We start from the raw sequence: 25,135 nt of genomic DNA on the forward strand, positions 1-25,135 counted from the left end.
CGCACGGTGACGAGGGGCGGGACGCCAACCCGGCGCCCCGCTCCTCGTTTCCTGTTCCGGGTCAGACCACGGGCAGGCCGGGGCGCAGGATGCTCGGGGCCACGCCGTCGCTGGCCTCCGCGACGCGCTGCCGCTCCTCGGAGACCGGACCGTAGGTCGTGGTGCGCTGGCGCACCGGACGGCCCGTGGGTTCGACGAGCGCCCTGATGTCGCTGATCGTCTTGAACGAACCCTGGCCGGAACCGGCCATCCGGCTGATGGTCTCCTCCATCAGCGTGCCCCCGACGTCGTTGACGCCGCCGTTGAGGAGTTGGCGGAAGGTGCCCTCGTTGAGCTTCACCCAGGAGCCCTGGATGTTGTCGATGTGCCCGTGCAGGAGCAGACGGGCCAGGGCGTGCACCGCGCGGTTCTCGCGGACGGTCGGCCCCGTGCGGGCCAGCCCGGCGAGGTAGATCGGCGCGTTGGTGTGCACGAACGGCAACAGCACGAACTCGGTGAAACCGCGCCTGCCGTTGCGTTCCACCGCCCTCTCCTGGAGCGAGCGCAGCAGCTTGATGTGCGCCACCCAGTGGTGCGGTGAGTCCACGTGCCCGTACATCATCGTGGACGTGGTGGGGATGCCCAGGTCGTGCGCGGTCGTGACGACGTCGATCCACTCGCTGGTCGGCAGTTTGCCCTTGGTGAGGATCCACCGGACCTCGTCGTCGAGGATCTCCGCGGCCGTCCCCGGGATCGAGCCGAGTCCGGCGTCGCGGGCGCGGGTCAGCCACTCGCGTACCGGCAGGTTGGTGCGGGCCGCACCGTTCACCACCTCCATCGGGCTGAACGCGTGGACGTGCATGTCCGGAACCCGCTCGCGGACGGCGGCGGCGATGTCGAAGTACGCGGTGCCGGGCAGGTCCGGGTGGATGCCGCCCTGCATGCACACCTCGGTGGCCCCCGCCTTCCATGCCTCCTCCGCCCGGTCGGCGACCTGGTCCAGGGAGAGGGTGTAGGCGTCGGCGTCGGTGCGGCGCTGCGCGAAGGCGCAGAACCGGCAGCCGGTGTAGCAGACGTTGGTGAAGTTGATGTTCCTGGTCACGACGTAGGTGACGTCGTCGCCGACGGTGTCCCTGCGGAGCCGGTCGGCCAGTCCGGTGAGGGCTTCCAGGGCGTCGCCGTCGGCGTGCAGCAGCGCCAGCGCCTCGGAGTCGCTCAGTCCCGCCGGGTCGCGTTCGGCGCTGCGCAGCGCGGCGGAGATCTCGGGGTCCAGTCGCCTGGGCTCGGCGCCCCTGCGGTCCACCCCCGCGGTGAGTTCGTCCCAGTCCCCGTAGACCGCGTCGAAGTCGCCGCGCCGGTCCGAGGTGCGCCCCTCGGCGTCGATCCCGGTGTGCAGGTCGGTGCGGCCGGAGGAGACCAGGACCGCCTCGGGCTCCTGCCAGGGGCGTCCCTCCAGGGGGGCGTCCTCGCGGGCCAGACCGGTCTCCGGGTCCACGAGCGCCTCGATGTGCGCGCGCAGGCGCGGGTCGACCCAGGGTTCGCCCGCCCGGATGTACTCCGGGTAGACGGTGAGGCGTTCGCGCAGCCTGAACCCCTGGGCGGCGGTCCGGGCGGCGAGGTCGTCGATCTGGGGCCAGGGGCGTTCGGGATTGACGTGGTCCGCGGTGAGCGGGGACACCCCGCCCCAGTCGTCGATGCCCGCACGGACCATCAGCTCGTACTCGTCGACGCCGCCCCGCTCGGCCGCGATGAGGTTGGGCGGGGCCTGGATGTGCGCCTTGGGGCCCATGACCAGACGTGTCACGGCGATGGTCGCGGCCATCATGTCGCGTTCCGCGTCGGGGCGGTGCATCATCGCGGTGTCCGGCTTGGCCCGGAAGTTCTGCACGATGACCTCCTGGATGCCGCCGTAGCGGCGGGAGACCCCGCGCATCGCGAAGATCGACTCGGCCCGGTCCCTGACCGTCTCACCGATCCCGAGCAGGATGCCCGTGGTGAAGGGGACGCTGGAGCGCCCGGCGTCCTCCATCGCCCGCAGCCGCACGGCGGGGTCCTTGTCGGGGCTGCCGTAGTGGGGCTGGCCCCTCTCCTCGAACAGGCGCCTGGAGGTGGTCTCCAGCATCATGCCCATGGACGGGGCCACCGGCTTGAGGCGTTGCAGGTCCGACCAGGTCAGCACCCCGGGGTTGAGGTGCGGCAGCAGCCCGGTCTCCTCCAGGACCATGATGGCCATGGCGCGGACGTAGGACAGGGTGTCGTCGTAGCCGCGCGAGTTCAGCCATTCGGCGGCCTGCTTCCACCGGTCCTCGGGCCGGTCCCCCAGGGTGATGAGGACCTCCTTGCAGCCCGTCTCCGCTCCCCTGCGGGCGATGTCCAGGACCTCGTCCGGGGACAGGAAGGGGGCGTCCAGGCGGCCGGGGACGGTCGCGAACGTGCAGTAGTGGCAGCGGTCGCGGCACAGGCGGGTCAACGGCACGAAGACCTTGCGGCTGTAGGTGATGACGTCGGGGCGCCCGGCCGCTTCCAGGCCCGCGTCACGGACCCTCCCCGCGTGTTCCAGGAGCTGGTCGAGGGCCTCGCCGCGGGCGTGCAGGAGTACCTCGGCCTCGGTGACGTCGAGGGTCTTGCCGTCCCGGGCTCGGGCCAGCGCCCTGCGCATCGCGGAGGCCGTGGGTGTGGGGATTGGGGCAGGGTCGTTCGCACCACTCATAACGGCTCACCCTACGCTCCTGGCCTTTCCCGGTCTCGGCCGCCACCCTGTCTGAGCGTCCCGGAACAGGGAGCACGCCCTCGCACCGCACTAGGGTGGCGGGGTGCTGACTCGGCTCCGACGCAACATGTGGGTGCGCCTGTCCCTGCTCGCGCTGGTGTGCGCGTGCGCGGGCGCGGCCCTGTACGCCAACTGGACGCAGGCCCGCGGGGCCGTGTCCGGACTCCCGCTGTGGGTGCTGCCCGCCGCCGCCCTGGCCGGGATGGCGGGACTGGCGGCGCAGATGCTGGCGTGGCGGTCACTGCTCGCCGGTCTGGGTTCCGCGCTGCCGCGCGCGGCGGCAGCCCGGGTGATGTTCGTCGGGCAGCTCGGCAAGTACCTGCCCGGTTCGGTGTGGGCGTTCGTGGCCCAGGTGGAGCTGGCCCGGGACTGGCGGGTGCCGCGCTCGCGCGGGGCGGCCGCGACCCTGTCGGCGATCGCGGTGACGGTGGCCGTGAGCCTGGCGGTGGCCGCCGTGGCGCTGCCCCTGTCCTCGGTGGAGGCCGCCCGCCGCTGGTGGTGGGCGCTGGCCGCCGCCCCGCTGCTGCTGGCCTGTCTGCACCCGCGTGTGCTGGGCCGGGGTGTGCGGTTGGCGGCGCGCCCCTTCTCCCGGTTCCGTGAGGTGGCCGAGGCCGGGCCGCTGAGGGTCGAGGGGGGTTCGGTCGCCGCGTCCGTGGGCTGGACCCTGGTGGCCTGGGTGCCCCTGGGGCTGCACGTGTGGTTGCTGACCTGGGCGGTGGGCGGCGACGCGCTGCGCTCGGTCGGCCCGGCGGTGGGCGCCTACGCGCTGGCCTGGGTCCTGGGGCTGCTGGTGGTGTTCGCCCCCGCCGGGCTGGGAGTGCGCGAGGCGGTGCTGGTGGTGGCGTTGGCCCCGGTGGTGGACGCGGGTGCGGCGTTGGTGGTGGCGGTCCTGTCACGGCTGGTGATGACGGTGGCGGACGTGGGTTGGGCCGGGTCGGCGGTACTGCTGACCAGGGCTCCGGGCTCCGGTGGGGGAGGCGGGCCGGAGCACGCTGACGGCGCCGCGTCCGACCCGGCGACCGGCCCCGGCTGAACACGGCCCCCTCGGGCCCGGGTCCCTTCGGAGCACGCCCGCCCAAAACAGGAAAGAAACCTTTCTTTTATGGTCGGCGCGGCCTATGCTCATGCCGTATGAACTGGGCCCCCCGCTCCCCACGTGTCCTGTCCGCCCTCGCCCTGTCACTGGCCCCGGTACCGGCCCTGCTCGGAGCCGCCCCGGCGGCGACCGCAACCGACCCGACGCCCGAAGGCCCCTCGCACGCCCACGTCCAACCCGCCGAGGTCGAGTGCGACCGGGGCGCGGGCACCGTCACCGTGGTCGGGCAGGTCTTCCCCGTCCTGAGCCGGTCCGCCGAGGGGCGGTCGGAGCTCTCCCTGGACCTGGCGGCCGAACTCGCCGGGGACGCGGAGGCCGCAGAGAACGCCGGGACCGCCGGTGGCGCCGAGGCTGTGGCCGACCTCGAACTCGCCCTGGCACCGCACGCACAGCCCCTCCCCGGGGTCACCCCCGAGGAGATGACCGAAGCAGCCGACCGTGCCGGGCCGCTGACCGCCACCCTGTCCGGTACCGGCGGCCGACTCCTGTCCGGGGACGGTTCACCCACCCTGGCCTGGCAGGACTGGGAGCCCCCGGTGGGCTTCTACGAGGTCCGCGTCGCCACCGGGACCTTCTCCCTGACCGGCTTCGGCGACTGCGCGGTGGTCGGCGGCGGCCCGCTCGCCAGCGTCCAGGTCGGCACCGAGGAGGAACAGGAACAGCAGCGGGAGGCCGGAGCGGACGAGGCCTCCGGGCCCTCCGACCGGCGGGACCACCTGCCCCGGGTCGCCCTGGCCGTGGGCGTGCTCGGCGCGCTCTGCCTGCTGGTTCCGGCCGTCCTGCACCTGAGGGGCAGGGCCGCGCGGTAGGCCCGGGGCCCTGGACCCGCGCCGGAGACCGGCTCAGGCCCCGAGGAGCCGGTCGGTGTAGGCCCGCCAGTACGGTGCGGCGTCGACCGGGCGGACCCCCGCCCGGAGTCTGGCCGGTTCACCGGGACGGTAGAACCCGGCCAGCACCCGGGCCAGGTCCGAGACGTCTCCGGGCTCGCAGAGCAGGCCGTCCGACCCGTCCCGGACGTGGTCGGCGAGGGTGCCCGCCCGGGTGGCGATGACCGGGAGCCCGTGTTCGTGGGCCAGCCACACGTTCTGGGTGGCGGTGGCGGAACGGTAGGGCAGCACGAGGGCGTCGGCCTCGGCGAGGAGGCCGGGGAGCTCCTCGGCGGGCACGTAGCCCTCCCGGAACCGGACCCGGTCGGCCAGTCCCAGTTCCCCCGCCAGGGCGGCCAGGTCCGCGGAGCCGCCCCAGAACTCGCCCGCGACGGTGAGGGTGACGTCCTCGGGCGCGCCCTCGGCGAGGGCGCGCAGCAGTACGTCCACACCCTTGTAGGGCCGGACGATCCCGAAGAACAACAGGTGCCGGTGTTCGCCAGGCTGCTCCCCCGAACGCGCTCCCCCGGTCTCGGGCAGGTGCGGGGGCATCTCCGCGACCACGGGGGCCGGCCCCCCGGGCACGAGGAGCCCCTCGGCGAGGCGGCCCTGCTCGGACGAGTGGGTGAGGACCCCGTCGGCCCGGCGCAGCATCGCACGGACCAGGGAGACGTCGATCGCGCGGCGTTCGTGCGGCAGGACGTTGTGGCACAGCACCACCACCCTGGTCCCGGTGCCGGTCCGGCTCCGCGACCTGATCCCGGCGAGGAGGCCCAGGTAGGCGGGCACCTGTACCGGCGAGAACAGGGTCAGCACCACCAGGTCGGCGTCCCGGGCCAGCCGCCGCCCGGTCCGCCACCAGCCGTCCGGTCGGTACCAGGCCAGGTCGTGCCGGGTGTCGGGGAACGGCTCCCCCTCGGGGTCGGTGATGGTCTGCCGTCCCGGGTACAGCGCCGCCGGGTACTGCGCCCGCCACGACTCGATCCGCACCCGGTGGCCGAGGCCGCGCAGCCGGTGCGCGAGCTCGGTGGTGTGCCGGGCCCCGCCGCCCTTGTAGGGGTGGGCGGGGCCGACGAGGACGATGCGCCGTGCCACGGGGACCCCCGGGCCGCCCGCCGTCCGGTCCGGTTCGGTCACGGGTGCTCCCTGGAACGCACGATGAGGTCGGCCAGGAGCGCGATCGCCGCGATGATCAGCCCGGTCATCAGGATCATGACGGTGTTGTTGGGCATGTAGAGCGGGTTGCGGACCTGGTCGTAGACGAACTTGGCCGCGCCGATCCCCAGCAGCCACAGGGCGGGCGGCATGAGGACCTTGAGCGGGTTGAAGTACATGACCATGCGCAGCACCTGGAGGATGTACCGGTAGGCGTCGCGCACGAAGTGGAACTTGGACTTGCCCGCGCGCTTGGCGTACTCGATGGGCACGTACTTCACGGGGTGCTGGTTGGAGAGGAACGCCAGCGTGATGGTGGTGACGCAGGAGAAACCGGGCGGCAGCAGGCGCAGGTAGGGGCGGGCGACGTCGCGGCGGAACACGCGCAGACCCGAGTTGAGGTCGGGGATGCGGGTGTTGGTGAGGCGTTCGGCGATCTTGCGGATCAGCCACTTGGCGGGGACCCGGAGCGCCTTGTGCGTGCCCATCTCCTGGGTGCGGGCGCCCACGACCTGGTCCGTCTCGGGGTCGGCGTCGAGCATGGCGACGAACTCGGGGATGCGCTCGTTGGGGTAGCTCATGTCCGCGTCGGTCCACACCACGTACTCGCCGCGGGCCCGCTGGCTGCCGATCCGCCGCACGGTGCCCGACCCGCCGTTGTGCCCGAAGGCCACCACGCGCATGTGCGGGAAGAGTCCGGCGGCCTCGCGCAGCCGGGTGAGGGTGCCGTCGGTGGAGGCGTCGTCGACCGCGAGAAGCTCGTACCCGTACCCGGAGGCGTCCATCGCCGAGCAGATCCGCTTGATCTCGTCGACGACGTGCTCCTCCTCGTTGTAGCAGGGGAGGACGACGGTGACCCGCACGAGCGGGTCCTGCTCGGGGTCTTCGGGGCGGTTCGGGTCTGCTGGTCTCATCCGGTTCTTCTCAGCTTGTGCTGGTGACTGGGTCGGGGCACGAGGCCGTCGGAGGGCACTCGGGTGCGGGCAGGACGGCGGTCCACACGCTTCCGTTGAAGGTCCAGTGCCCGGTCGGGGGCTCCATGAGGGTACTCGGGTCCATCTCGGCGACCACGTGGAAGTGCCGTTCGGGCTCCACCGGGGGGCCGGTCAGCTCGGCCAGCAGATCCCACTCCGGTGCGGCGAGCACGGCGTCCCGGCCTCGCTCGTGCACGGCGGAGACGACGCGTTCGACCGACTCCGGCGTGGGGTCGTCCAGGGCTGCGGTGGGCACCCCGCACACGTTGCGCAGCAGCGGCATGTACCCCCCGGCCATCCCGGAGTCGACCACGATGACCGAGGCGCGGGCCGGCAGCGACTCGCAGAGCCGTTCGGTCTGCGCGACCGTCCCCACGTCCTGCCGGTACCCCATGATCCCCCAGGCGGAGGTCACGGCCGCGGGCACGAGCAGGGACACGGCGGCGCCGGCGGCGAGCACGGCCGGCAGCGACCTGGCGAGCGGCCCGCCCCGGGCTGCGTCGACGGCCCTCTCGCAGTAACGGGTCAGCCAGGCCAGGAACCACACCGCGAACAGGATGAACGCGGGGATCACCAGCACGATCAGGCGTCTGCTGGCCCAGGGGTGGTCCGGGGTGATGGCGGGGCGCAGCAGGGTCGTGCCGACCGTCCACACGAGCAGCATGGCGGGCAGGAGCCAGTACGGGTCCCGGCGCAGGGTCAGCCTGCGCAGGACGAGGGCCACGCCCAGGGAGGCGAACAGCACGGTGCCCAGCCCCACGTACCAGCCCACCCAGTACAGGCTCATGTCGTAGTAGGTGCGGCTGCCCTCGATCGGCAGGCCCTCCACCCCCTGCACGTAGGCGACCCACTGGTCGGTGAAGTCGCTGCCGTGCCCGTAGTCCGGCCACAGCAGCGGGCGGACCGCGAAACCGACCATGACCAGCAGCGTGAACAGCGCCATCGCGTTGGGCAGCCAGCGCACCCGTTCGGTGTGCGGCAGCCCGTACCGCCACAGGGCCGCGGTGAGCACGACGGTGGCGAAGACGACCCCGGCGCTGATCAGCAGGAGCGGGTTCAGCGAGTCCGACAGGTACTCCAGGTAGGGGTAGGAGTAGCCGTACCCCGCGACCAGCCCGTAGGCGAGGCCCGCACAGAGCCCGGCGAGCAGCGGAAGCGCCTGTCCGCGCCGGGCGACCAGCAGGATGCCGACGAAGCCCACCACCGGCAGGAGGTCGCGGATGGCGTCGATACGCACCAGCACCCCCAGGCCGAACACCACTCCGGCGACGGCCGCCAGCGTCTGCGGGGACTGCCAGCGGTCGGTGAGGTTGCGGCGCCGGGCCAGGGCGTCGAAGGCGAGGACCAGGCCGCCCAGGAGCAGGACCTGGGCGAGGGGTTCGCTGTAGGTGAACCGGCTGACCCACTGCTGGGGGAGGCAGACCGCCAGGACCAGGGCGGCCAGCGGGGCCCAGCGGGCACCGACGAGGCGGGCGGTGAGCCCGGCGAAGGTGAGGACGCCCAGGGCCCCCAGGACCGGGGCGGTCACGAGCATGCCGTCGAGTCCGCCCAGCCAGTAGCCGACGGCCAGGACCAGGGGCGCCCCGGCCATGAACTGCGGCCAGATGACGTTGTCGCGCTCGTAGTGGGCGAGGCTCTGGTAGCTGAGCCCCGGGTCGTCGCCCGCGATGAGTTCGCGCTGCTGCGGGATGGGCAGGTAGCCGTTCTCCGCGATCCAGGACGTGTACATCGCGTAGGAGGCCGGGTCGCGCCGGATCACCAGCGCCTCGGCGTGGAAGGCGATCTGGACCGCCGCGAAGCCCGCGGTGACGGCCAGCACCGCGATCACCGGCCACCAGGGCACGTCCTCGTCGACCGGCGGGTCCGGGACGAGGCGGGGCAGGAGGGCGCAGGCCGCGACCACGGCGGGGAGCCCCAGGGCGGCTCCGGTCAGCGGGGTGAACTGGCCGAGGACCAGGAGGAGGAAGGCCACGAGGAGCCAGGCCGACAGGGCGATCGCGGGGAGCGCGGTCACACGGGCGAGGAACCGTCCGGGAAGCAGGCGCATGGGGCAACTCTGGCACTTCCCGGCACGGTACGCACACCGCGCCCCCGTGTCGGAACCGTTGCGCGGCTGGGGCGGCGCGGCCGGCCGTGAGCGCCGTGGGAGGCGTGCCGAGCGACACTCGGCAGGGCGGACGCCCGCCGAACACGCCCTAACATGGGCGCCATGTCCGACTCTCCCGCGCGGCTCTGGCGCGACCTCGTCTCCACCGATCCCTCCCGACCGTTCGTGACCTCCTACGACGAACTCGGCGACCGGATCGAGCTGTCCCGGGCCACCCTCGACAACTGGGTGTCCAAGACCTCCAACATGCTCGTGGACGGTTTCGGTACGCAGCCGGGGGACCGGGTCGCGCTCGCCCTGCCGCCACACTGGCAGTCGTTGGCGTGGCTGCTGTCCTGCTGGTCGGTGGGTGCCGCGGCGGTGTTGTCCGCGGACGGGGTCGCCCCGGGCGCCGAGGTCGCGGTGGCCTCCCCGGACCGTCTGGAGGACGCCCTGGACAGCGGCGCCGAGGAGGTCGTGGGCACTTCCCTGGACCCGCTGGGCCTGCCGCTGCGCGAGGTCCCGCCCATGGTCACCGACTACACCGTGGAGGTGCGCGGGCACGGCGACCACTTCCCCGCGTACCCGGTGGACCCCGCGGAACCCGCCCTGGAGTCCGCCGGGCGCACCCTCACCGGCTCCGAGGTGGTGGCCGCCGGGCGGTCCCTGGCCCGGGAGTGGGAGCTGGACGCGCAGGACCGGCTCGCCGTGGTCGTCGCCCCGGACGCCCCGCTCACCGCCCTGGGCGGGGAGTTGGCGGTGCTCACCGCGGCGGTCGTCTCCGGGGTCCCCCTGGTGCTGACCCCCGCCCCGGCCGAGGACGGCCTCCAGCGGTTCCTGGACCGGATGGGGACGGAGCGGGTGAGCGCCCTGTACGGAACCGAACCCGCGGGCGAGCTGCCCTTCCGCCGGGTGGGCTGAGCCCGGTCCGGGCGGCCCCGGACGAGGTCGGCCTTATGTCTGTGATGTCGGTTTGGTAGAACACCCCGGTGGACGACGAAACCCTCATCACACTGCTCCTGCTCGCGGTCGCCGCGGGCGTGGCCCTCTACACGGGCGGCCGCCGGACCCTCGCCGCCCTCGCACGACGCCGACGCGACCTGGAACTGACCGGGTCCGGGGTCCGAGCCCACGGGGTGGTCTCCGCCGTACACCCCATGGACCGCGCCTCGGGCCGGCACTCGGTGGCCGTCCGGGTGCACGACGGCCAGGGGCGCTCCTGGGACACCGCCGACGACTCGGGGACGGGCGGTTACCTCCTTCGGGAGGGCACCCCGGTCACGGTGCTGTACGCCCCCGGAAACCCCTCGAACGCCCGGGTCGAGCGCGCGGCCTTCCCGGAGCCCTCCACGGGCGACTACCCGCTGTACCGCGACGGGATCCCCGAGCCGCCCTCCCTCGCGGCGGCGGTCTCCCCCCTCGCGGGAGCTCTGGTGGTCCTCGGGGCCGCCGTGCTGGCCGCCCTGAACATGAGCGGCACGGTGCTTCTCCTCGTGCCGCCGCTCTTCGCGCTGGTGGGCCTGGGACTGCTGGTGCGCACGGTGTACCGCATGCTCACCGGAAAGGTCGTCCGCCGGGAGCACAGCGCCTCCGCCACCGGTGTGGTCACCGACTGCTGGACCGAGATCAGGTGGAAGCGCGACGGGAACAGGCGCAGGAAGGTGCGTCTGCATCCGTTCACGGTCCGCTTCCGGGCCGCCGACGGACGCGAGGTCCACCTGCGCCACCCCATCGCCCGCAGCAACTTCGCGCCCGATCCCGGGGAGCGCCTGCGCGTCGAATACGACCCCGCCCACCCGCCCCACTACGCCCTGGCCGACCACCCGAACCCGGGCGCCCTGCCGGTACTGCTGCCGCTCCTCGTGGGCGTGGTGTTCACCCTCGTCGGGTCGGTGCTGACGTTCGTGTTCTGGGTTCTCGCCCCCTTCTGAGGGCCGCCCGGATCACACCGCCGGGGTCCGGCGGCCCGCCGCGTGCGGGCCGCGGCCCCGTTCGCGCTCCTGTCGGCGCCGCTCCCGTACGGCCTTGCGGACCGCGCGCTCCTCGCGGGCGGCGAGTTCGGCCTCGGCCCGGTAGGCGTCGGCGGCCTGGGCGGCGATTTCCGGGTGCATGGTGTCCCCTTCGGTGAGTCCGTGTCCGTCGGATTCCCTCTCTCCGACTGCCTTCAGACTCCCGGTAAGGCCCCCGCCCCCACATCGGGAGAGTGCACCAGAAACCGGCGCCGTGCCCCCGCCTCAGTGGTGCGGGGCACGGCGCCGGAGGTGTCTGAGGTACCTCAGAGGACACCGGTCGGGGCTACCGGTGCCTCAGACGGCGGGACGGGCTCAGGCTTCCCGGTAGTAGGGGTCGGCGGCCACTCCCTCGCGCCTGGCCTCGTCGTAGGTGTACACCTCGCGGCCGCCCACGAACACGCGCTGGGCGCGGCTCATGATGTCGAGCGGGTCCCCGGACCAGACCACGACGTCGGCGTCCATCCCCGGCCTGAGGGCGCCCACCCGGTCGTCCAGGCCCATGATCTCGGCGGGGTTGAGCGTCAGTGCGCGGATCGCGGAGTCGCGGTCCATGCCCTCCTTGACGCACAGGATGGCCTGGTAGACGAGGAACTCGATCGGGATGACCGGGGCGTCGGTGGTCAGGGCGACCTTGACGCCCGCGCGGTCCAGGATGCCGGGGTTGGCGAGGGTCCTGTTGCCGACCTCGACCTTGGACCGGCTGGTCATCAGCGGCCCGGTGATGACCGGGATGCCGCGTTCGGCGATCTCGTCGGCCAGCAGGTGGCCCTCGGTGCAGTGGTTGATGATGAGCCGGTAGCCGAACTCGTCGGCCAGCCGCATCGCGGTGTGCATGTCGTCGGCGCGGTGCACGTGCTGGCACCAGGGCACCTCCCCGTCCAGTACCCGGACGAGGGTCTCCAGGGTGTTGTCGCGGTCGAAGGGCGTGCCCTCCTGCACCGCGTGGTCCCGCTTGGCCTTGTAGTCCTGGGCCTTGGTGAAGGCGTCGCGGATGACCGCGGCCACACCCTGGCGGGTGGAGGGGAGCGTGTCCTTGTTGCCGTAGACCCGCTTGGGGTTCTCTCCCAGGGCGCTCTTGACGCTGGCGGGCTCCTTGATCAGCCGGTCCTCCATGCTGCGGCCCCACATCTTGATGGCCACGGTGCGGCCGCCGATGGGGTTGCCCGATCCGGGCTTGATCACGGAGCTGGTGACACCGCCGGACAGGGCGTCGGTGAACCCCTGGTCGGCGGGGTTGATGGCGTCGAGCGCCCGCATACGGGCACCGTTGGGGTCGGTCATCTCGTTGGTGTCGTCACCGGCCCAGCCGATGGTCTCCTCGTGGATGCCGACATGGCCGTGGGCCTCGACGAAGCCGGGCAGGACCCACTTGCCCGCGGCGTCCACGGTCTCGGCGCCCTCGGGGACGGTGACGTCGGCTGCCGCGCCGACGGCGGCGATCCTGCCGTCGGTGATGAGGACCGTGCCGCCGTCGATGGGGTCTCCGTCGACGGGTACGACGTATCCGGAAGTGATAGCGATATCCATGGCGGGCAACCTAGCCCATGGGAGGTCACGTTCCCAAGGCTCTTTTGCAACCGATCATCCCACGACCGGCCGTGCAAGCCCCTCGGCGCCCGTGGGTGCGCCCGATCCCGCCCTCCGCCCGATCCCGCGGGCTCGTTCGCGCGGAACCGGGCGGTGAGCCCGCCCGTGCCCGGCGGCCGGTCAGTCGGCCGGCCAGCGCGCGGTGAGGAGTTCGGACTCGGGGCTCAGGTCGACGCTGGCCTCCTCGATGGAGTCGCGGACCATCCGGCAGTGGCCGACGTCCTCGCTGTCCCCGGTGAGTTCGCCGCCCTGGGCGGCGAAGGCGTAGACCATGCTGGGGCGGTCGGCGAACTCCATGATCCGGAAGGCCCCGCCGAGCCCCGGGTGGTTCGGTGTCTGTTCGGGGATGATCCCGAGGTCGACGATGCCCGCCTTGATGAGGTCGGCGAGGAAGTCGCGTTGGCCGTTGAGCACGTCGGCGCCGCCCTGGGGCCGCTGGAGCACGGACTCGTTGAGGATCACGCGCAGGACCGGACCGCCCGGTCCGGTCATCGCCGCCCGGTCGGCCATCTCCCCGTCCACCATGGCCTCGATCTCCGCGGGCTCCAGGTTGGGGTGGCCGGGTTCGAGGACCGCCCGCGAGTACTCGCGGGTGCGCAGGAAGACGGGGACCGTCATCGGCTGGTGCTCCCACAGGCGGGCGGCGTGCGTGCCGAGTTCGCTCATGTCGCCGAACTCGGTGGGGAAGGCCTCCGCCTGGATGGTGATCGCCCAGGCGTCGACCAGCTGGTGTTCGGTGCCCAGGACGGTGTCCACCCGTTCGACCAGGGAGCGGGCCGGGCGGCAGTGCGCGTCCTCGACCTCGCGGAGCTTGTCGTCGGTGACCCCGACGTTCTCGGCGAGTTCGGCGCGCGAGAGGCCCCGGTCGGAGCGGGCACGCAGTACCCGAGCCCCGAAGGGGAGCCACATCGCCGACGGCAACACGGTGTTCACACCCATAACCTCTCCCGTCCTCGCCCGAGGTTTGCGGGCCTGTGGTGACGTACCCTCGGTTCGACGCCCCAGCCCCTCTGTTCGAACCCTCTCCCGCGCCGGGGCGGCTGGTCAAGCGACCGGGCGGGTGCGGCCATCCGTGATAAGTCAGTACAAAGTCGACGATGTCGCCCCTCTCTGTCGAGTGTTTCCCCCGATTGGAAGGTCCGTTGGTCCAGTTCGCCCTCCTCCTCGCACTGATGTCGCTCGCGTTCTGGGTGTACGTGCTGTTCGACGTCATCGGGTCGGACACCGAGCGGATCAGACTCCTGCCGAAGCCGGTGTGGGCGGTGATCGTCCTCCTGTTGCCCAAACTCGGTGCTGCGCTGTGGTTCCTGCTGGGGCGCCCGCGGCGGGAGCCGGCGCTGCCCGGCGGACCGGTCGGCCCCGCCCCGCCCTTCCCCGAGTACGAGCACCCCGGACGCGCCCGGGCCGCCTCCCCCGAGGAGGACGAGGCCTTCCTGCGGCGCTGCCGCGAACGCGCCGAGGAACAGCGCCGTCGGGCCAGGGAGATGCAGGAACGGCAGGCCCGGGAGGCCGGCGGCGGACCCGGGGCGGAAACCGGTGACGGCCTCGGCCCGGAGACCGGGGGGCCGCGCGGACACGACGGGGGCGAGGACCCGGCGGGCCCCGCGCGCTGACCCGACCGCCGAGTTTCGGTCAGGCGCCACCCCGGGATTTGGTGTGCACTTGTGCGCAGTACTCTGTGTGCCGCCCGCTGCGCACCTGATCTCGGAAGTGAACCATGAACCGTTTGACCCTGCCGGTATCGATCCTCGCCTGCACCGCCCTGTTCGCCACCTCGGCGTGCCAGGGCGAGGAGGAGCCCGCCTCGGACGCGGGAGGCGCCACGCTCCACACCAGTGCGGGCGACATCAGGGTGGAGCTGCTGGCCTCCGAGGCGCCGCTGACCGTCACCAACTTCGTCGACCTCGCCGAGGGCAACGGCCCGGCCAACCCGGAGACGGGCCGGGACGAGTTCTACGACGGCACGGTCTTCCACCGCGTGATCGAGGACTTCATGATCCAGGGGGGCGACCCGCAGGGCACCGGCCGCGGCGGCCCCGGCTACCAGTTCGAGGACGAGTTCGACTCGGGCCTGACCTTCGACGAGCCGGGCGTACTGGCGATGGCCAACTCGGGCCCGAACACCAACGGGTCCCAGTTCTTCATCACGGTGGAGCCGACTCCGTCCCTGGACGGCAAGCACACCATCTTCGGCAGGGTGGCCGACGAGGAGTCGATGGCGGTCGTGGAGGCGATCTCGGTGGTCGAGACGGACGCCAACGACCGCCCCCTCAGCGACGTCGTCCTGGAGTCGGTGACCGTCAACCACGCGGACGGTTAGCGGCGGTTCCCACGGGGCTCCCGGGCCGACGGCCGCGGCCCGGGGATCAGGTCACGCCCAGTAGGCGTGCGGCGCCGGGCCAGACCTCGTCCAGCAGGGCGGGATCGTTGCGCACCCGGGCGAGCAGCACCATGCCCTCGATCTGCGCGACCGTCGACCTGGCCAGGGCGTCGGCTGCGGCCGTCGATCCGATCAGTCCCGCCTCCTGCGCCTCGCCGATCAGGCGGGCGACCATGCCGACCTGCTCGTCGAACACCTCGGACAGCCGCCGGCGCACCTGCGGTTCCTGTCCGCTCAGCTCCAGGGCAAGGTTGCCGTAGAGGCACCCGTGGATCACCCCCGACTCGCTGTGGTCGGTGCGCTGGGTGCCGAGCAGGCACTCGACCAGGGCGCGGAGACGCCCCAGGGGCCCTCCGGCGGCCTCGGCCAGGGCTGCCTCCAGCGCACGGCGCTCCTGGGCCCACTGCCCGTCGACCGCCTCGACGGTCAGTGCCTGCTTGGAGTCGAAGAAGTGGTAGAAACTGCCCTTCTTCACCCCGGCATCGGTGCAGATGTCCGCGATCCCGAGGGCCGTGTAGCCCCGCGCGCGCATGAGTCTGCGCGAGGAGTCCAGGATGCGTTCCCTCGCGTCACTCGTCCGTCCCATGGACCAAGAGTATACGTCCGGTCAACTATCAGCGTTGAGCCGAAGGTTCGCGGCATTGCTAATAGTTGACCGGTCGTCTATGTTTGTCCCAACGCGGGCCGACGAGCCCGCCCGACGGAGGAAGAGAGTCCCCCATGCACGACGTCCGAGTCGCCGTCGCCTTCCACAGCGGCTACGGCCACACCGCCCGCCAGGCCGAGGCAGTCGCCCGGGGGGCCGCGAGCACGAGCGGCGCCCGGTCCTCACTGCACGACGTCACCACCCCCGACGGCGCCCTGTGGGCCGCACTCGACAGCGCCGACGCGATCGTGTTCGGCACCCCCACCTACATGGGCGGCGGCTCCGCCGTCTTCCAGGGCTTCGCCGAGGCCACCGCCCCCGTCTGGCAGGAACGGCGTTGGCAGGGCAAGCTCGCGGCCGGGTTCACCAACTCCGCCGGAACCAACGGCAACAAGGACACCGCCCTCAGCGCACTCGCGGTGTTCGCCGCACAGCACGGGATGATCTGGGTACCGCTCGGCCTGGCCCCGGGCGGCGAGTACTCCAGCCGGGGCAGCCGCGCGGACCTCAACCGCCTCGCGGGCTTCACCGGCGCCATGGCCCAGTCCCCGTCCGACCTGGGCCCCGACCAGGCTCCCGACGGCAGCGACCTGCGCACGGCCGAGCACCTGGGCGCCCAGGTCGCGCAGGCCGCGGTGCGTTTCGAGCACGGGCGCAGGGCGGTGGCCGCGTGAACACCGGCCAGCGGCCCGGCGCCGCCCTCACCTCGGTTCTGGGCATCCGCCACCCCGTGGTCCAGGGGCCGTTCGGCGGCGGACTGTCCACGGTCGAACTGACCGCGGCGGTCTCCGGGGCGGGCGGTCTGGGGTCCTACGGCGTGCACGCCACGGCCCCAGAACGGATCGGCCCCCTGGTGGAACGGATCCGCGCGGCCGTCTCGGCTCCGTTCGCCGTCAACCTGTGGATACCGCGCGCCGAGGAGGAGCGGCCCGTGCCGGACACTGCGGCGCTGACGGCGCACACCGACCGGCTCACCGCCTACTACGCCGAGTTCGGGCTCGCCCCGCCCGACCTGGACACCGCCAACACCCGGGTGGACTTCGAGGCCCAGGTGGACGCGGTCCTGGCGGCCCGGCCCCCGGTGATCAGCGTCGTGATGGGCCCACCGCCCCAGCGTTTGGTGGAGGGCGCCCGACGGATCGGAGCACCGCTCATCGGCACGGCCACCACGGTCGCCGAGGCCCGGGCGCTCCAGGAGGCCGGATGCGACGTGGTCGTGGCCTCCGGTGGCGACGCGGGCGGACACCGCGGCTCGTTCCTGGCACCCGTGCGCGAGTCACTCGTCGGAACGTTCTCCCTGGTTCCCCAGGTGAGTGACGCCGTGACCGTCCCGGTCGTCGCAGCGGGCGGAATCGCCGACGGACGCGGCGTCGCCGCCGCCCTGGCCCTGGGCGCTGACGGCGTCCAGGTGGGGACCGGCTTCCTCCGGACCCGGGAGTCGGGTGCGAGCCCGGCCCACCGGAGGGCGCTCGGCTCCGAACAGGCGCGGACCACCGTACTCACCCGGCTCTTCTCCGGACGCCCGGCCAGGGGAATCGCCAACGACCTGGTGCGGGGGATGGCCGACGCCGAGGACCGCGTCCCGCCCTACCCGGCACAGAACAACCTCATGCTGCCGATCCGGGCCAGGGCCGCGGAGCTCGAACGGCCCGACCGGCTCAACCTTTGGTCCGGACAGGCCGCTCTGCTGGCTCCCGGCGGCACCGCCGGGGACTACCTGGCCGCGCTGGTGGCCGATGCCGGCACGGTGCTCGGCCTCCCGCTGCAGGCGCCACCGCCGTAGCCGCCCCCGGTCCGGCCCGGTCGGCGGGGCCTGCCCCGAGGGGTCAGCGCCGCCGCTTGGCCATGGCCGCACGGGCTCGCTCGACCGCCGGGCCGATCTCCCCGACCAGCCGGTCCACGTCCTCGGCGGTCGAGGTCCGGCCCAGGGACAGGCGCAGGCTGCTCAGGGCCGCCTCGGGCCCGGCACCGGCGGCCAGCAGCACGTGACTGGGTTGGGCCACCCCCGCAGAACAGGCCGAACCGGTGGAGCAGGAGATCCCCCTGGCGTCCAGCAGCATCAGCAGGGCGTCGCCCTCACAGCCCGGGAACGACAGGTGGGCGATCCCCGGCAGGCGCAGCTCCGGATCGCCGTTGACCACCACGTCGGGGACGACCCCGCGGACCCGGGACTCCAGTTCGTCCCGGAGCGCGGACAGGTGTTTCGCGTGCTCCTCGCGTCCCTCGACAGCCAGGTGCACGGCGGTCGCCAACCCCCGCGCGAGCGGGGCCGACAGGGTTCCGGAGCGGATGTCGCGCTCCTGGCCGCCGCCGTGCAGGACCGGCACCGGGGCGACCCCCCGCGCCACCACGAGCGCCCCGCTGCCCACCGGACCGCCGAGCTTGTGGCCGCTCAGCGTCAGGGCGCTCACCCCGCTCGACGCGAACCCGACCTCCTGCGCCCCCACCGCCTGGACCGCGTCCGTGTGGAAGGGGACGCCGTACTCTGCGGCGACCGCGGCCAGCTCGCGCACCGGCTGCACCGTGCCGATCTCGTTGTTGGCCCACATCACCGACACCACCGCGACCGAGGCGGGATCGCGTTCGATCGCCGCGCGCAGGGCCCGGGGGTCGACCCGGCCCAGAGCGTCCACGGGCAGCTCCTCGCAGGAGGCGCCCTGGTGGTCGGCCATCCAGCGGGCGGGGTCGAGCACGGCGTGGTGCTCCACGGCGCTGACCAGGATCCGCACGCGTGCCGGGTCCTCGGCGTTGCGGGCCCAGTACAGGCCCTTGAGCGCGATGTTGTTCGACTCGGTCCCCCCCGCGGTGAAGACCACCTCGTGCGGGGTCGCCCCCACCGCCTCGGCAACGCGTTCGCGCGCCTCCTCGACGGTTCGCCGGGCGGCCCGTCCGTGGCCGTGCAGGGACGAGGGGTTGCCGAGGGCACCGAGCTCCGCCGCCACATCGGCGATCACCTCGGGGCGGACCTCGGTCGTGGCTGCGTGATCCAGATACACCATGGCGCATTCCAGGATACGTCCGACCAACCTCCCTCCGGCCCCGGGCACCCGTGTCCCGGTTGTCCACAGACCGGAATCGGCCACCGCCCGACCGCGCCCGGCCCGATAACCTTGGGGCATGCCTGACTCCGCGTCCACGCAGCCCGACCAGACCGCCGCCGCCCCCGCCGGGGAGCACTGGCCCGCGCCCACCGCCCGCCAGCCGGTGCACGCCCGGATCTCCCTTCCCGGTTCCAAATCCGTCACCAACCGGGCCCTGATCCTCGCGGCGCTCTCCGAAACGCCGTGCACGGTACTCGGCCCCCTGGTCAGCCGGGACAGCGAGCTCATGGTGGACGCCCTGCGCGCGCTCGGCACCCGGATCGAGGAGCTGCCCGCGGCTTCCCCGGGCGCCGTCCCCGACCTGTCCGTCACCCCGGCGCCCCCGCGCGGACCGGCCACCGTGGACGTCGGCAACGCCGGCACCGTCATGCGCTTCGTACCGCCGCTGGCCGCACTGGCCGACGGTGACGTGCACTTCGACGGCGACCCCCGGGCCCGTGAGCGGCCCGTGGACGAACTCCTCCGCGCGCTGCGCGCCCTGGGTGCCGACATCGACGACGGGGGGCGCGGCGCCCTGCCGCTGACCATCCACGGGACCGGTGCCGTGCGCGGCGGCGAGGTCACCCTGGACGCCTCGGGGTCCTCCCAGTTCGTCTCGGCCCTGCTGCTCAGCGGCGCCCGCTTCACCGAAGGGGTGCACGTGCGCCACGAGGGGCCCCCGGTCCCCTCCCAGCCGCACCTGGACATGACCGTCGAGATGCTCCGTGCGGTCGGCGTCGACGTCACCACCGCCGAGAACTCGTGGAAGGTCGGGCCGGGGCCGGTCCGGGCCACCGAGATCACCGTCGAACCGGACCTGTCCAACGCCGCCCCCTTCCTCGCCGCCGCGCTGGTCAGCAAGGGCGAAGTGACAGTACAGGGGTGGCCGGAACGGACCACCCAGCCCGGTGACGCCCTGCGCGGACTGTTCACCCGGATGGGCGGCGAGGTCTCCCGCTCCGGCGCCGACGGCACGGCCCTGACCCTGCGCGGCACCGGCGGAATCCACGGCATCACCGCGGACCTGCGCGACGTCGGCGAACTCACCCCGACCATCGCGGCCGTGGCGGCCCTGGCCGACTCCCCCTCCCGACTGACCGGCATCGCACACCTGCGCCGCCACGAGACCGACCGCATCGCCGCTCTGGCCGCCGAGATCAACCGGTTGGGCGGAGACGCCGAGGAGCTGCCCGACGGCCTGGTCATCCGCCCCAGGCCGCTGCACGGCGGTGTGTTCCACTCCTACGACGACCACCGGATGGCCACGTCCGGCGCGGTCATCGGGCTCGCGGTGCCCGGAGTGGAGGTGGAGAACATCGCCACGACACGCAAGACCCTGCCCGACTTCCCGGGCCTGTGGTCGGAGGTCCTGGCATGAGCCGCACGCGGGGCGGGGGACGCCATCTGGACGAGGACGACATCCGCGTACGCGCCCGGGGCGGTTCCAAACCGCGCACCCGTAAGCGGCCCAAACACGAGAACGCGGTGGAGGGCCTGGTCACCGCCGTCGACCGGGGCCGGTACCGCTGCCTGGTGGACGGCGTCCCCGTGGTCGCCATGAAGGCCCGCGAGCTCGGCCGGGGCTCCATCGTGGTCGGTGACCGGGTGGACGTGGTCGGCGACCTGTCCGGGCGGCCCGACACCCTGGCGCGGGTGGTCCGGGTCCGTGAGCGCGACTCGGTGCTCAGACGCACCGCCGACGACACCGACCCAGTGGAGCGGGTGATCGTCGCCAACGCCGACCAGCTCGCCATCGTCTGCGCCCTCGCCGACCCCGCGCCCCAGCCGCGCTTCGTGGACCGGTGCCTGGTGGCCGCCTACGACGCCGGACTGGAGCCGCTGCTCTGCCTCACCAAGGCGGACCTGGCCTCCCCCGACGAGATGCTGGGCGCCTACAAGCCGCTGGGGCTCCCGTACGAGGTACTCAGCCCGGAGGGCGGCCTCGACGAGCTGCGCGCCCGCCTGGCCGACAGGACCACGGTGTTCGTGGGTTCCTCCGGTGTGGGCAAGTCGACCCTGGTCAACCGGCTGGTCCCGGGAACCGACCGGGCCGTCGGCCACGTCAACGCGGTCACCGGCCGCGGCCGCCACACCTCCACCTCGGCGCTCGCCCTGCGGTTCGGGGGCGGCTGGCTCATCGACACCCCGGGGGTGCGCAGCTTCGGTCTGGCGCACGTCTCACCCGAGGAGATCGTCGCCGGTTTCCACGACCTCGCGGAACTCGCCGAGGACTGCCCGCCCGACTGCACCCACCAGCCCGAGGCCCCGGAGTGCGCGATCGGGGCGGCCCTGGACCGGGGGGAGGCCGACCCCGAACGGGTGGCCTCGCTCAGGCGCCTGCTCAGCAGCCGTGAGGGCGACGAGGAGCCCGAGGCCGCGGAGCCCCCGCCCGGCCCGCACACCTGACCGCTCCGGCCGCCCCGCACCCTCCTCCGCGGCTGCCCCAGGCCGCGCAGGGGCGTCCGGGCGTACTCCGTGCGGCCGTCGCACCCCGCAGAACCCGCCGTACTCCCCGACCCGGTGAACCCCGTGGCTCCGCCCGGGTTCCGCGGGCTCAGGGCCTCGGCGGGTCACCGTCGACCGGTGCCTGCGCCAGCACGTGTTCACGGCCCCAGAGCCCCAGCGGTTCCAGGGCCCGGTTCAGGCTCCGCCCCAGATCCGTCAGCGAGTACTCCACGCGCGGCGGAACCTCGGCGAAGGCCTCCCGGTGCACGATCCCGTCGCCCTCCAGTTCACGCAGGTGCGAGGCGAGGACCTTCTCCGTGACGCCTGACAACTCCCTGCGCAGCTCGCCGAACCTGCGCGGGCGCTCGTCGAGGGCCCACAGGATGAGCACCTTCCACTTACCGCCCACCACGTCCATCGCCGCGTCGATACCGCAGTGGTACGCGTTCTCCGCCCGCCTGGTGACCAACGTGACCGCTCCGTTCCGTCTCGTCCAACTGGATGCTTACCCACAGGTGCGCGCCCACTTCGAAGTGCGTACTTGTCCGCTCTCCGGGCCCGGCCCGAACCTGAACGCATGACACACGACACCGCACAGTCAACCAAGCCCCGCGTGGTCCTGCTCGGCCTCGGCGCGATGGGTGCCGCGCTCGGCAGGGCCTGGCTCGCGGCCGGGTACCCGGTAACCGTCTGGAACCGGACCGCCGCCCGTGCCGAACCGCTCCGCGCGCTCGGCGCCGACGTGGCCGGCACCGCCGCCGAGGCCGTGGCCGCCGGCCCTCTGGTGGTGACCTGCCTGTTGGATGACGCCTCGGTCGAGGAGGCCCTGGCCGGGGCCGACCTCCACGGCAGGGACCTGGTCGACCTGACCACCGGAACCCCGGACCAGGCGGACGCCCGCGCCGCGTGGGCCCAGAACCGGGGCGCCCGCTTCCTCAGCGGCGGGGTGATGGCGGTCCCGCCCATGGTCGGTGTTCCCGAGGCCGGGGGCTACGTGTTCTACGGCGGCTCGCGGGCGGTCTTCGACCGGCACCGGTCCGCTCTCGCGGCGCCCCTGGGCGTCCACTTCGCCGGGGCCCGGCCGGGGGCGGCCGCCCTGTACGACATCGCCCTGCTCAGCGCGATGAACGGCATGTTGGCCGGGATCACCCACGCCTTCGCCCTGGTCCGCGGTGAGGAGATGCCGCTGAAGGAGTTCGCCGGGCTCCTCACCTCGTGGCTCTCCGCGATGGCGTCCGCGGCGGACACGATGGCCGAGCAGATCGACAGTGGCGACTACACCAGGGACGTGGTCTCCAACCTGGCCATGCAGGTCTCCGGTAACCGCACCCTGGCCGCGGCGGCCCGGGAGCGGGGAGTGGACTTCCGGCTCCTGGCGCCCTACTCCGAACTGTTGGCGGAGCGCCTGGCACAGGGCTTCGCCGACGAGGACGGCACCGGGGCCCTGGAACTGCTCGTCGAGCGTTCCTGAAGTCCACCGTCCCGGGACCGCCGAAGGGTGTCCGGCGTGCGCCGCACGCCGGACACCCCCTACAGGTCGACGGTTCCGCCGCACCGCCAGTAGCGGGTCCGGTCGTGCTCCATGAAGCCCTCGTCGGTGAGGCTGCGGCGCAGGACCACCAGATCGGCGGTGAACCGGCGCAGGACCGCGTTGACCTCCTCCTCGGTGTACCGGACACCCGGCTCGAAGGCACGGGCGACCTGGTCGAGCAGGACGAGGCGGTCCGTGCGGCGGACGGGCAGGGACGTGATCCGTCCCCGGGGCATGTGGGTCCGCAGCACCTCGCGGCGCTCGGATTCGCTCGGTTCCCTCGGTCCCGGCCCTTCCAGCACCACGGCCTCCTCAGCGGTCCACGGGCAGCATGCCGTGCACGACCATCTCCACCCTGTGGGCGGCCCGGTCCGGGTCGACGGGCTGGAGGGAGTACGACACGATCAGCCTCAGGGTCACGTCCGCGACCGCCTCGGTGACGGCGGGATCCGCCTCCGGGCAGTGTTCCCGCAGCGTCCACACGATGCGCTCCCCCAGAGCGTCCAGGAGCGGCGCGGACCTGGTCGTGAGGACGGGCAGGAGCTCGTCGTCACCGGTGACCACCGCGCGCAGCAGCGGGTTGTCCCGTGCCGCGAGCAGGACCATCCTGGTCGTACGGCTCACCGCGTGCGCGGGGTCGCGCCCGTCGGACTCCAGGACCCCCACCACGGTGTCGAGCAGCGCGCTGACCTCACGCACCACCACCGCCTGGAGCAACCCCTCCTTGCTGCCGAAGACGTTGTACAGGGTCTGCCTGGACACCTGCGCGGCCGCGGCGATGTCGGCCATCCGCCGATCCCCCCACTCCCCCGCCAGCACCTCGGCGTAGGCGGCGTCCATCAGGCGTTCACGCGCCCCGGTTCCCTCCCGGGGCCGCCTGTCTCCGCTCACGCTTGCCATTCCCCCATCCTCGCATCCGCCCTCCCCTCCCGTCGTGCTCCGGACCCGGGTCCGCCTCCACACAGGCACACCCCTCGCTCCCCCGGCCCCCTGGGCTCCCCCTAACACTCTGATCACGCGGGGGCGCTGCTTTGGGCGTGTTCGTGCCGGGGAGGGTAGCGTTACCGGCCATGGCGTCCTTTGACGATGATCTGCGGCTGGCCCACGTGCTCGCCGACGCTGCCGACGACATCGCGGTGAAGCGCTTCCGCGCGCTTGACCTGGTTGTCGACACCAAACCGGACCTCACCCCGGTGACCGAAGCCGACCGCATGGTCGAGGAGACCCTGCGCAGTGTGCTCTCCCGCGCCCGCCCCCGCGACGCGGTGGTCGGCGAGGAGTACGGCAGGACCGGCAACAGCAACCGGGTGTGGGTCATCGACCCCATCGACGGCACGAAGAACTACGTGCGCGGCGTCCCGGTGTGGGCGACGCTCATCGCCCTGCTGGAGGGCGACCGCCCCGTGGTGGGCGTGGTGTCGGCTCCGGCGCTGCACCGGCGCTGGTGGGCGTCCAAGGGCGGCGGGACCTGGACGGGCAGGAGCCTGTCCAAGGCCTCGCGCTGCCACGTCTCCAAGGTGACGGAGCTGTCGGACGCCTCGCTGAGCTTCTCGTCACTGACCGGCTGGGAGGAGCAGGGGCGGCTGGAATCGTTCCTGGGACTGACCCGATCGGTGTGGCGGACCCGGGCCTACGGCGACTTCTGGTCGCACGTGATGGTGGCGGAGGGGACCGTGGACATCTCGGCCGAACCCGAGCTCTCGCTCTGGGACGCCGCCCCGCTGCCGATCATCCTGGAGGAGGCGGGCGGCCGCGCCACCAACCTGCGCGGTGACGGCTTCGAGGACGGCGGGCCGCTGGTGTGCACCAACGGAGCCATCCACGACCAGGTACTGACCTGGCTCAACGGTGGACCCACCCCCCTGCGCCGACCCGAGTGAGCGCTTCGCGGGGGCGTTCCCGGTGCGCCGCCCCGGACTGACCCGACCCAGACAAACACAAAGAGCGCCCACTTAAGCACCCTGCGTAGTAACGTGCGCTGTGTGCTGACCACCGAAACCCACCCGTGGCGCACGGTCGCGCTCTGCGGGGCGGTCCTGCTCCTGGCCACGGCCTGCGGCGAAGGCCACGGCCACAGCCCCCGGCAGCTCAGCGAGATGATCGCCGAGACCGTGCGCGAGAGCGCCGACTCCGGTCTGCCCGGGCTCGGCATGCCCGACACCCTGTTCGACCCGGCCCGCTACGCCTGCACCCCGGCCGTCGATCCCGAGCTCCCCGGTGGTTGGCGCAGCGTGGCACCGCGCGCCGCGGCCGGGGGCGGCGAACCGGTCGAACTCGGCCTCACCGACTCCGAAGCGGAGCACTCCGACCCCGTCCTCGCCTCCGTGACCGGACCCGACGGGGAGACCGCCAGCGCCGAGGCCGACCTCACCGGGGACGCGTGGGCGCGCCTGGACTACCCGGAGGACTTCGGCGCCGGGGAGACCGTGCCCGGCGTGTACACGGTGGTGTGGTCCGACAGCCGAAGCGGCGCGCCCCTCACCTGCGACGGCTTCGAGGTCGAGTAGGTCCGCACCCGCGCCCCGGAC

Annotated in this window: 25 protein-coding genes; 13 read left to right on the top strand and 12 right to left on the bottom strand. The window is 73.0% G+C overall.

The window, feature by feature from the left end; translation table 11 throughout:
* Positions 1–61: 61 nt before the first annotated feature.
* On the bottom strand, positions 62–2,689 hold the full coding sequence (locus IE195_RS06010; protein WP_191268377.1) for a bifunctional FO biosynthesis protein CofGH: 2,628 nt from the start codon (positions 2,687–2,689) through the stop codon (positions 62–64).
* A 103-nt stretch (positions 2,690–2,792) separates the two neighbouring features.
* On the opposite strand from IE195_RS06010, the gene IE195_RS06015 reads away from it, so the two are divergent.
* Together IE195_RS06015 and IE195_RS06020 are read left to right on the top strand one after the other, a co-directional pair.
* On the top strand, positions 2,793–3,782 hold the full coding sequence (locus IE195_RS06015) for a lysylphosphatidylglycerol synthase domain-containing protein (protein WP_229826097.1): 990 nt from the start codon (positions 2,793–2,795) through the stop codon (positions 3,780–3,782).
* Between the two features lie 98 nt (positions 3,783–3,880).
* Positions 3,881–4,654 (top strand): hypothetical protein, encoded by a 774-nt coding sequence (locus IE195_RS06020; RefSeq protein WP_191268378.1) that lies wholly within the window; start codon positions 3,881–3,883, stop codon positions 4,652–4,654.
* Between the two features lie 33 nt (positions 4,655–4,687).
* Here IE195_RS06020 and IE195_RS06025 read toward each other — a convergent pair whose 3' ends face one another.
* The 3 genes from IE195_RS06025 to IE195_RS06035 are packed head-to-tail and all read right to left on the bottom strand — an operon-like array spanning position 4,688 to position 8,887.
* Positions 4,688–5,806 (bottom strand): glycosyltransferase family 4 protein, encoded by a 1,119-nt coding sequence (locus IE195_RS06025; protein ID WP_191269009.1) that lies wholly within the window; start codon positions 5,804–5,806, stop codon positions 4,688–4,690.
* A 38-nt stretch (positions 5,807–5,844) separates the two neighbouring features.
* Positions 5,845–6,780 carry a glycosyltransferase family 2 protein gene (locus IE195_RS06030; protein WP_191268379.1) on the bottom strand — a complete coding sequence of 312 codons (936 nt, stop codon included), beginning with the start codon at positions 6,778–6,780 and terminating at the stop codon, positions 5,845–5,847.
* Between the two features lie 10 nt (positions 6,781–6,790).
* Positions 6,791–8,887 (bottom strand): hypothetical protein, encoded by a 2,097-nt coding sequence (locus IE195_RS06035; protein ID WP_191268380.1) that lies wholly within the window; start codon positions 8,885–8,887, stop codon positions 6,791–6,793.
* A 153-nt stretch (positions 8,888–9,040) separates the two neighbouring features.
* On the opposite strand from IE195_RS06035, the gene IE195_RS06040 reads away from it, so the two are divergent.
* Positions 9,041–9,847 carry a TIGR03089 family protein gene (locus IE195_RS06040; protein WP_191268381.1) on the top strand — a complete coding sequence of 269 codons (807 nt, stop codon included), beginning with the start codon at positions 9,041–9,043 and terminating at the stop codon, positions 9,845–9,847.
* Positions 9,848–9,915: 68 nt separating this feature from the next.
* Entirely contained in the window at positions 9,916–10,857 is a 942-nt protein-coding gene (locus IE195_RS06045) for a DUF3592 domain-containing protein (protein WP_191268382.1), read from the top strand.
* A 12-nt stretch (positions 10,858–10,869) separates the two neighbouring features.
* Here IE195_RS06045 and IE195_RS06050 read toward each other — a convergent pair whose 3' ends face one another.
* The 3 genes from IE195_RS06050 to IE195_RS06060 form a co-directional block, all read right to left on the bottom strand.
* Positions 10,870–11,037: a hypothetical protein gene (locus IE195_RS06050; RefSeq protein ID WP_191268383.1), complete on the bottom strand. Its 168-nt coding sequence runs from the start codon at positions 11,035–11,037 to the stop codon at positions 10,870–10,872.
* Positions 11,038–11,250: 213 nt separating this feature from the next.
* A complete protein-coding gene (locus IE195_RS06055; protein ID WP_191268384.1) occupies positions 11,251–12,465 on the bottom strand; it encodes an amidohydrolase in 1,215 nt (404 codons plus the stop codon).
* Positions 12,466–12,645: 180 nt separating this feature from the next.
* Positions 12,646–13,464, bottom strand: a complete 819-nt coding sequence (locus IE195_RS06060) for a helix-turn-helix domain-containing protein (protein WP_191268385.1) — start codon at positions 13,462–13,464, stop codon at positions 12,646–12,648.
* A gap of 203 nt (positions 13,465–13,667) precedes the next feature.
* Here IE195_RS06060 and IE195_RS06065 point away from each other — a divergent pair, with 203 nt between their 5' ends.
* Positions 13,668–14,138 carry a PLD nuclease N-terminal domain-containing protein gene (locus tag IE195_RS06065; RefSeq protein ID WP_191268386.1) on the top strand — a complete coding sequence of 157 codons (471 nt, stop codon included), beginning with the start codon at positions 13,668–13,670 and terminating at the stop codon, positions 14,136–14,138.
* 104 nt (positions 14,139–14,242) lie between these two features.
* Entirely contained in the window at positions 14,243–14,845 is a 603-nt protein-coding gene (locus IE195_RS06070; protein WP_191268387.1) for a peptidylprolyl isomerase, read from the top strand.
* A 46-nt stretch (positions 14,846–14,891) separates the two neighbouring features.
* On the opposite strand, the gene IE195_RS06075 is transcribed toward IE195_RS06070, so the two are convergent.
* On the bottom strand, positions 14,892–15,491 hold the full coding sequence (locus IE195_RS06075; RefSeq protein WP_191268388.1) for a TetR/AcrR family transcriptional regulator: 600 nt from the start codon (positions 15,489–15,491) through the stop codon (positions 14,892–14,894).
* A gap of 134 nt (positions 15,492–15,625) precedes the next feature.
* Here IE195_RS06075 and IE195_RS06080 point away from each other — a divergent pair, with 134 nt between their 5' ends.
* Complete coding sequence (locus IE195_RS06080; protein WP_191268389.1) at positions 15,626–16,225, top strand: flavodoxin family protein; 600 nt, start codon at positions 15,626–15,628, stop codon at positions 16,223–16,225.
* Positions 16,222–17,334, top strand: coding sequence for an NAD(P)H-dependent flavin oxidoreductase (locus IE195_RS06085; RefSeq protein WP_191268390.1), 1,113 nt, complete (start codon positions 16,222–16,224; stop codon positions 17,332–17,334). Before IE195_RS06080 ends, IE195_RS06085 begins: the two co-directional genes overlap by 4 nt.
* A 43-nt stretch (positions 17,335–17,377) precedes the next feature.
* On the opposite strand, the gene IE195_RS06090 is transcribed toward IE195_RS06085, so the two are convergent.
* Positions 17,378–18,550: a cysteine desulfurase family protein gene (locus IE195_RS06090; protein ID WP_191268391.1), complete on the bottom strand. Its 1,173-nt coding sequence runs from the start codon at positions 18,548–18,550 to the stop codon at positions 17,378–17,380.
* 118 nt (positions 18,551–18,668) lie between these two features.
* Here IE195_RS06090 and aroA point away from each other — a divergent pair, with 118 nt between their 5' ends.
* Positions 18,669–20,009, top strand: a complete 1,341-nt coding sequence (aroA, locus tag IE195_RS06095) for a 3-phosphoshikimate 1-carboxyvinyltransferase (RefSeq protein WP_191268392.1) — start codon at positions 18,669–18,671, stop codon at positions 20,007–20,009.
* Positions 20,006–21,037 (top strand): ribosome small subunit-dependent GTPase A, encoded by a 1,032-nt coding sequence (gene rsgA, locus IE195_RS06100; RefSeq protein ID WP_191268393.1) that lies wholly within the window; start codon positions 20,006–20,008, stop codon positions 21,035–21,037. The genes aroA and rsgA overlap by 4 nt, the downstream gene beginning before the upstream one ends.
* A gap of 148 nt (positions 21,038–21,185) precedes the next feature.
* Here rsgA and IE195_RS06105 read toward each other — a convergent pair whose 3' ends face one another.
* A complete protein-coding gene (locus IE195_RS06105; RefSeq protein ID WP_373295633.1) occupies positions 21,186–21,545 on the bottom strand; it encodes a winged helix-turn-helix transcriptional regulator in 360 nt (119 codons plus the stop codon).
* A gap of 108 nt (positions 21,546–21,653) precedes the next feature.
* Between IE195_RS06105 and IE195_RS06110 the strand changes: the two genes are divergently transcribed.
* Positions 21,654–22,547 (top strand): NAD(P)-dependent oxidoreductase, encoded by an 894-nt coding sequence (locus IE195_RS06110; RefSeq protein ID WP_191268394.1) that lies wholly within the window; start codon positions 21,654–21,656, stop codon positions 22,545–22,547.
* Positions 22,548–22,606: 59 nt separating this feature from the next.
* On the opposite strand, the gene IE195_RS06115 is transcribed toward IE195_RS06110, so the two are convergent.
* Both IE195_RS06115 and IE195_RS06120 read right to left on the bottom strand, forming a co-directional pair.
* Positions 22,607–22,909, bottom strand: a complete 303-nt coding sequence (locus tag IE195_RS06115; protein ID WP_191268395.1) for a DUF2087 domain-containing protein — start codon at positions 22,907–22,909, stop codon at positions 22,607–22,609.
* Positions 22,910–22,919: 10 nt separating this feature from the next.
* On the bottom strand, positions 22,920–23,507 hold the full coding sequence (locus IE195_RS06120; RefSeq protein WP_191268396.1) for a TetR/AcrR family transcriptional regulator: 588 nt from the start codon (positions 23,505–23,507) through the stop codon (positions 22,920–22,922).
* Between the two features lie 170 nt (positions 23,508–23,677).
* On the opposite strand from IE195_RS06120, the gene hisN reads away from it, so the two are divergent.
* Both hisN and IE195_RS06130 read left to right on the top strand, forming a co-directional pair.
* Positions 23,678–24,487 carry a histidinol-phosphatase gene (gene hisN, locus IE195_RS06125; protein WP_191268397.1) on the top strand — a complete coding sequence of 270 codons (810 nt, stop codon included), beginning with the start codon at positions 23,678–23,680 and terminating at the stop codon, positions 24,485–24,487.
* A 102-nt stretch (positions 24,488–24,589) separates the two neighbouring features.
* Positions 24,590–25,114, top strand: a complete 525-nt coding sequence (locus IE195_RS06130; RefSeq protein ID WP_373295634.1) for a hypothetical protein — start codon at positions 24,590–24,592, stop codon at positions 25,112–25,114.
* The last annotated feature ends 21 nt before the right edge of the window (positions 25,115–25,135 follow it).

Source organism: Nocardiopsis terrae, assembly GCF_014651695.1.
In the GTDB taxonomy this organism is placed as follows: domain Bacteria; phylum Actinomycetota; class Actinomycetes; order Streptosporangiales; family Streptosporangiaceae; genus Nocardiopsis; species Nocardiopsis terrae.

Excerpts from the sequence above, each read along its gene's own strand:
- hisN (WP_191268397.1), top strand. The coding sequence starts at position 23,678 with ATGGCGTCCTTTGACGATGATCTGCGGCTGGCCCACGTGCTCGCCGAC.
- IE195_RS06040 (WP_191268381.1), top strand. The coding sequence starts at position 9,041 with ATGGGCGCCATGTCCGACTCTCCCGCGCGGCTCTGGCGCGACCTCGTC.
- IE195_RS06035 (WP_191268380.1), bottom strand. The coding sequence starts at position 8,887 with ATGCGCCTGCTTCCCGGACGGTTCCTCGCCCGTGTGACCGCGCTCCCC.
- IE195_RS06050 (WP_191268383.1), bottom strand. The coding sequence starts at position 11,037 with ATGCACCCGGAAATCGCCGCCCAGGCCGCCGACGCCTACCGGGCCGAG.
- IE195_RS06010 (WP_191268377.1), bottom strand. The coding sequence starts at position 2,689 with ATGAGTGGTGCGAACGACCCTGCCCCAATCCCCACACCCACGGCCTCC.
- IE195_RS06120 (WP_191268396.1), bottom strand. The coding sequence starts at position 23,507 with ATGGCAAGCGTGAGCGGAGACAGGCGGCCCCGGGAGGGAACCGGGGCG.
- IE195_RS06080 (WP_191268389.1), top strand. The coding sequence starts at position 15,626 with ATGCACGACGTCCGAGTCGCCGTCGCCTTCCACAGCGGCTACGGCCAC.
- IE195_RS06020 (WP_191268378.1), top strand. The coding sequence starts at position 3,881 with ATGAACTGGGCCCCCCGCTCCCCACGTGTCCTGTCCGCCCTCGCCCTG.
- IE195_RS06110 (WP_191268394.1), top strand. The coding sequence starts at position 21,654 with ATGACACACGACACCGCACAGTCAACCAAGCCCCGCGTGGTCCTGCTC.
- aroA (WP_191268392.1), top strand. The coding sequence starts at position 18,669 with ATGCCTGACTCCGCGTCCACGCAGCCCGACCAGACCGCCGCCGCCCCC.
- IE195_RS06070 (WP_191268387.1), top strand. The coding sequence starts at position 14,243 with ATGAACCGTTTGACCCTGCCGGTATCGATCCTCGCCTGCACCGCCCTG.
- IE195_RS06030 (WP_191268379.1), bottom strand. The coding sequence starts at position 6,780 with ATGAGACCAGCAGACCCGAACCGCCCCGAAGACCCCGAGCAGGACCCG.
- rsgA (WP_191268393.1), top strand. The coding sequence starts at position 20,006 with ATGAGCCGCACGCGGGGCGGGGGACGCCATCTGGACGAGGACGACATC.
- IE195_RS06090 (WP_191268391.1), bottom strand. The coding sequence starts at position 18,550 with ATGGTGTATCTGGATCACGCAGCCACGACCGAGGTCCGCCCCGAGGTG.
- IE195_RS06060 (WP_191268385.1), bottom strand. The coding sequence starts at position 13,464 with ATGGGTGTGAACACCGTGTTGCCGTCGGCGATGTGGCTCCCCTTCGGG.
- IE195_RS06055 (WP_191268384.1), bottom strand. The coding sequence starts at position 12,465 with ATGGATATCGCTATCACTTCCGGATACGTCGTACCCGTCGACGGAGAC.
- IE195_RS06075 (WP_191268388.1), bottom strand. The coding sequence starts at position 15,491 with ATGGGACGGACGAGTGACGCGAGGGAACGCATCCTGGACTCCTCGCGC.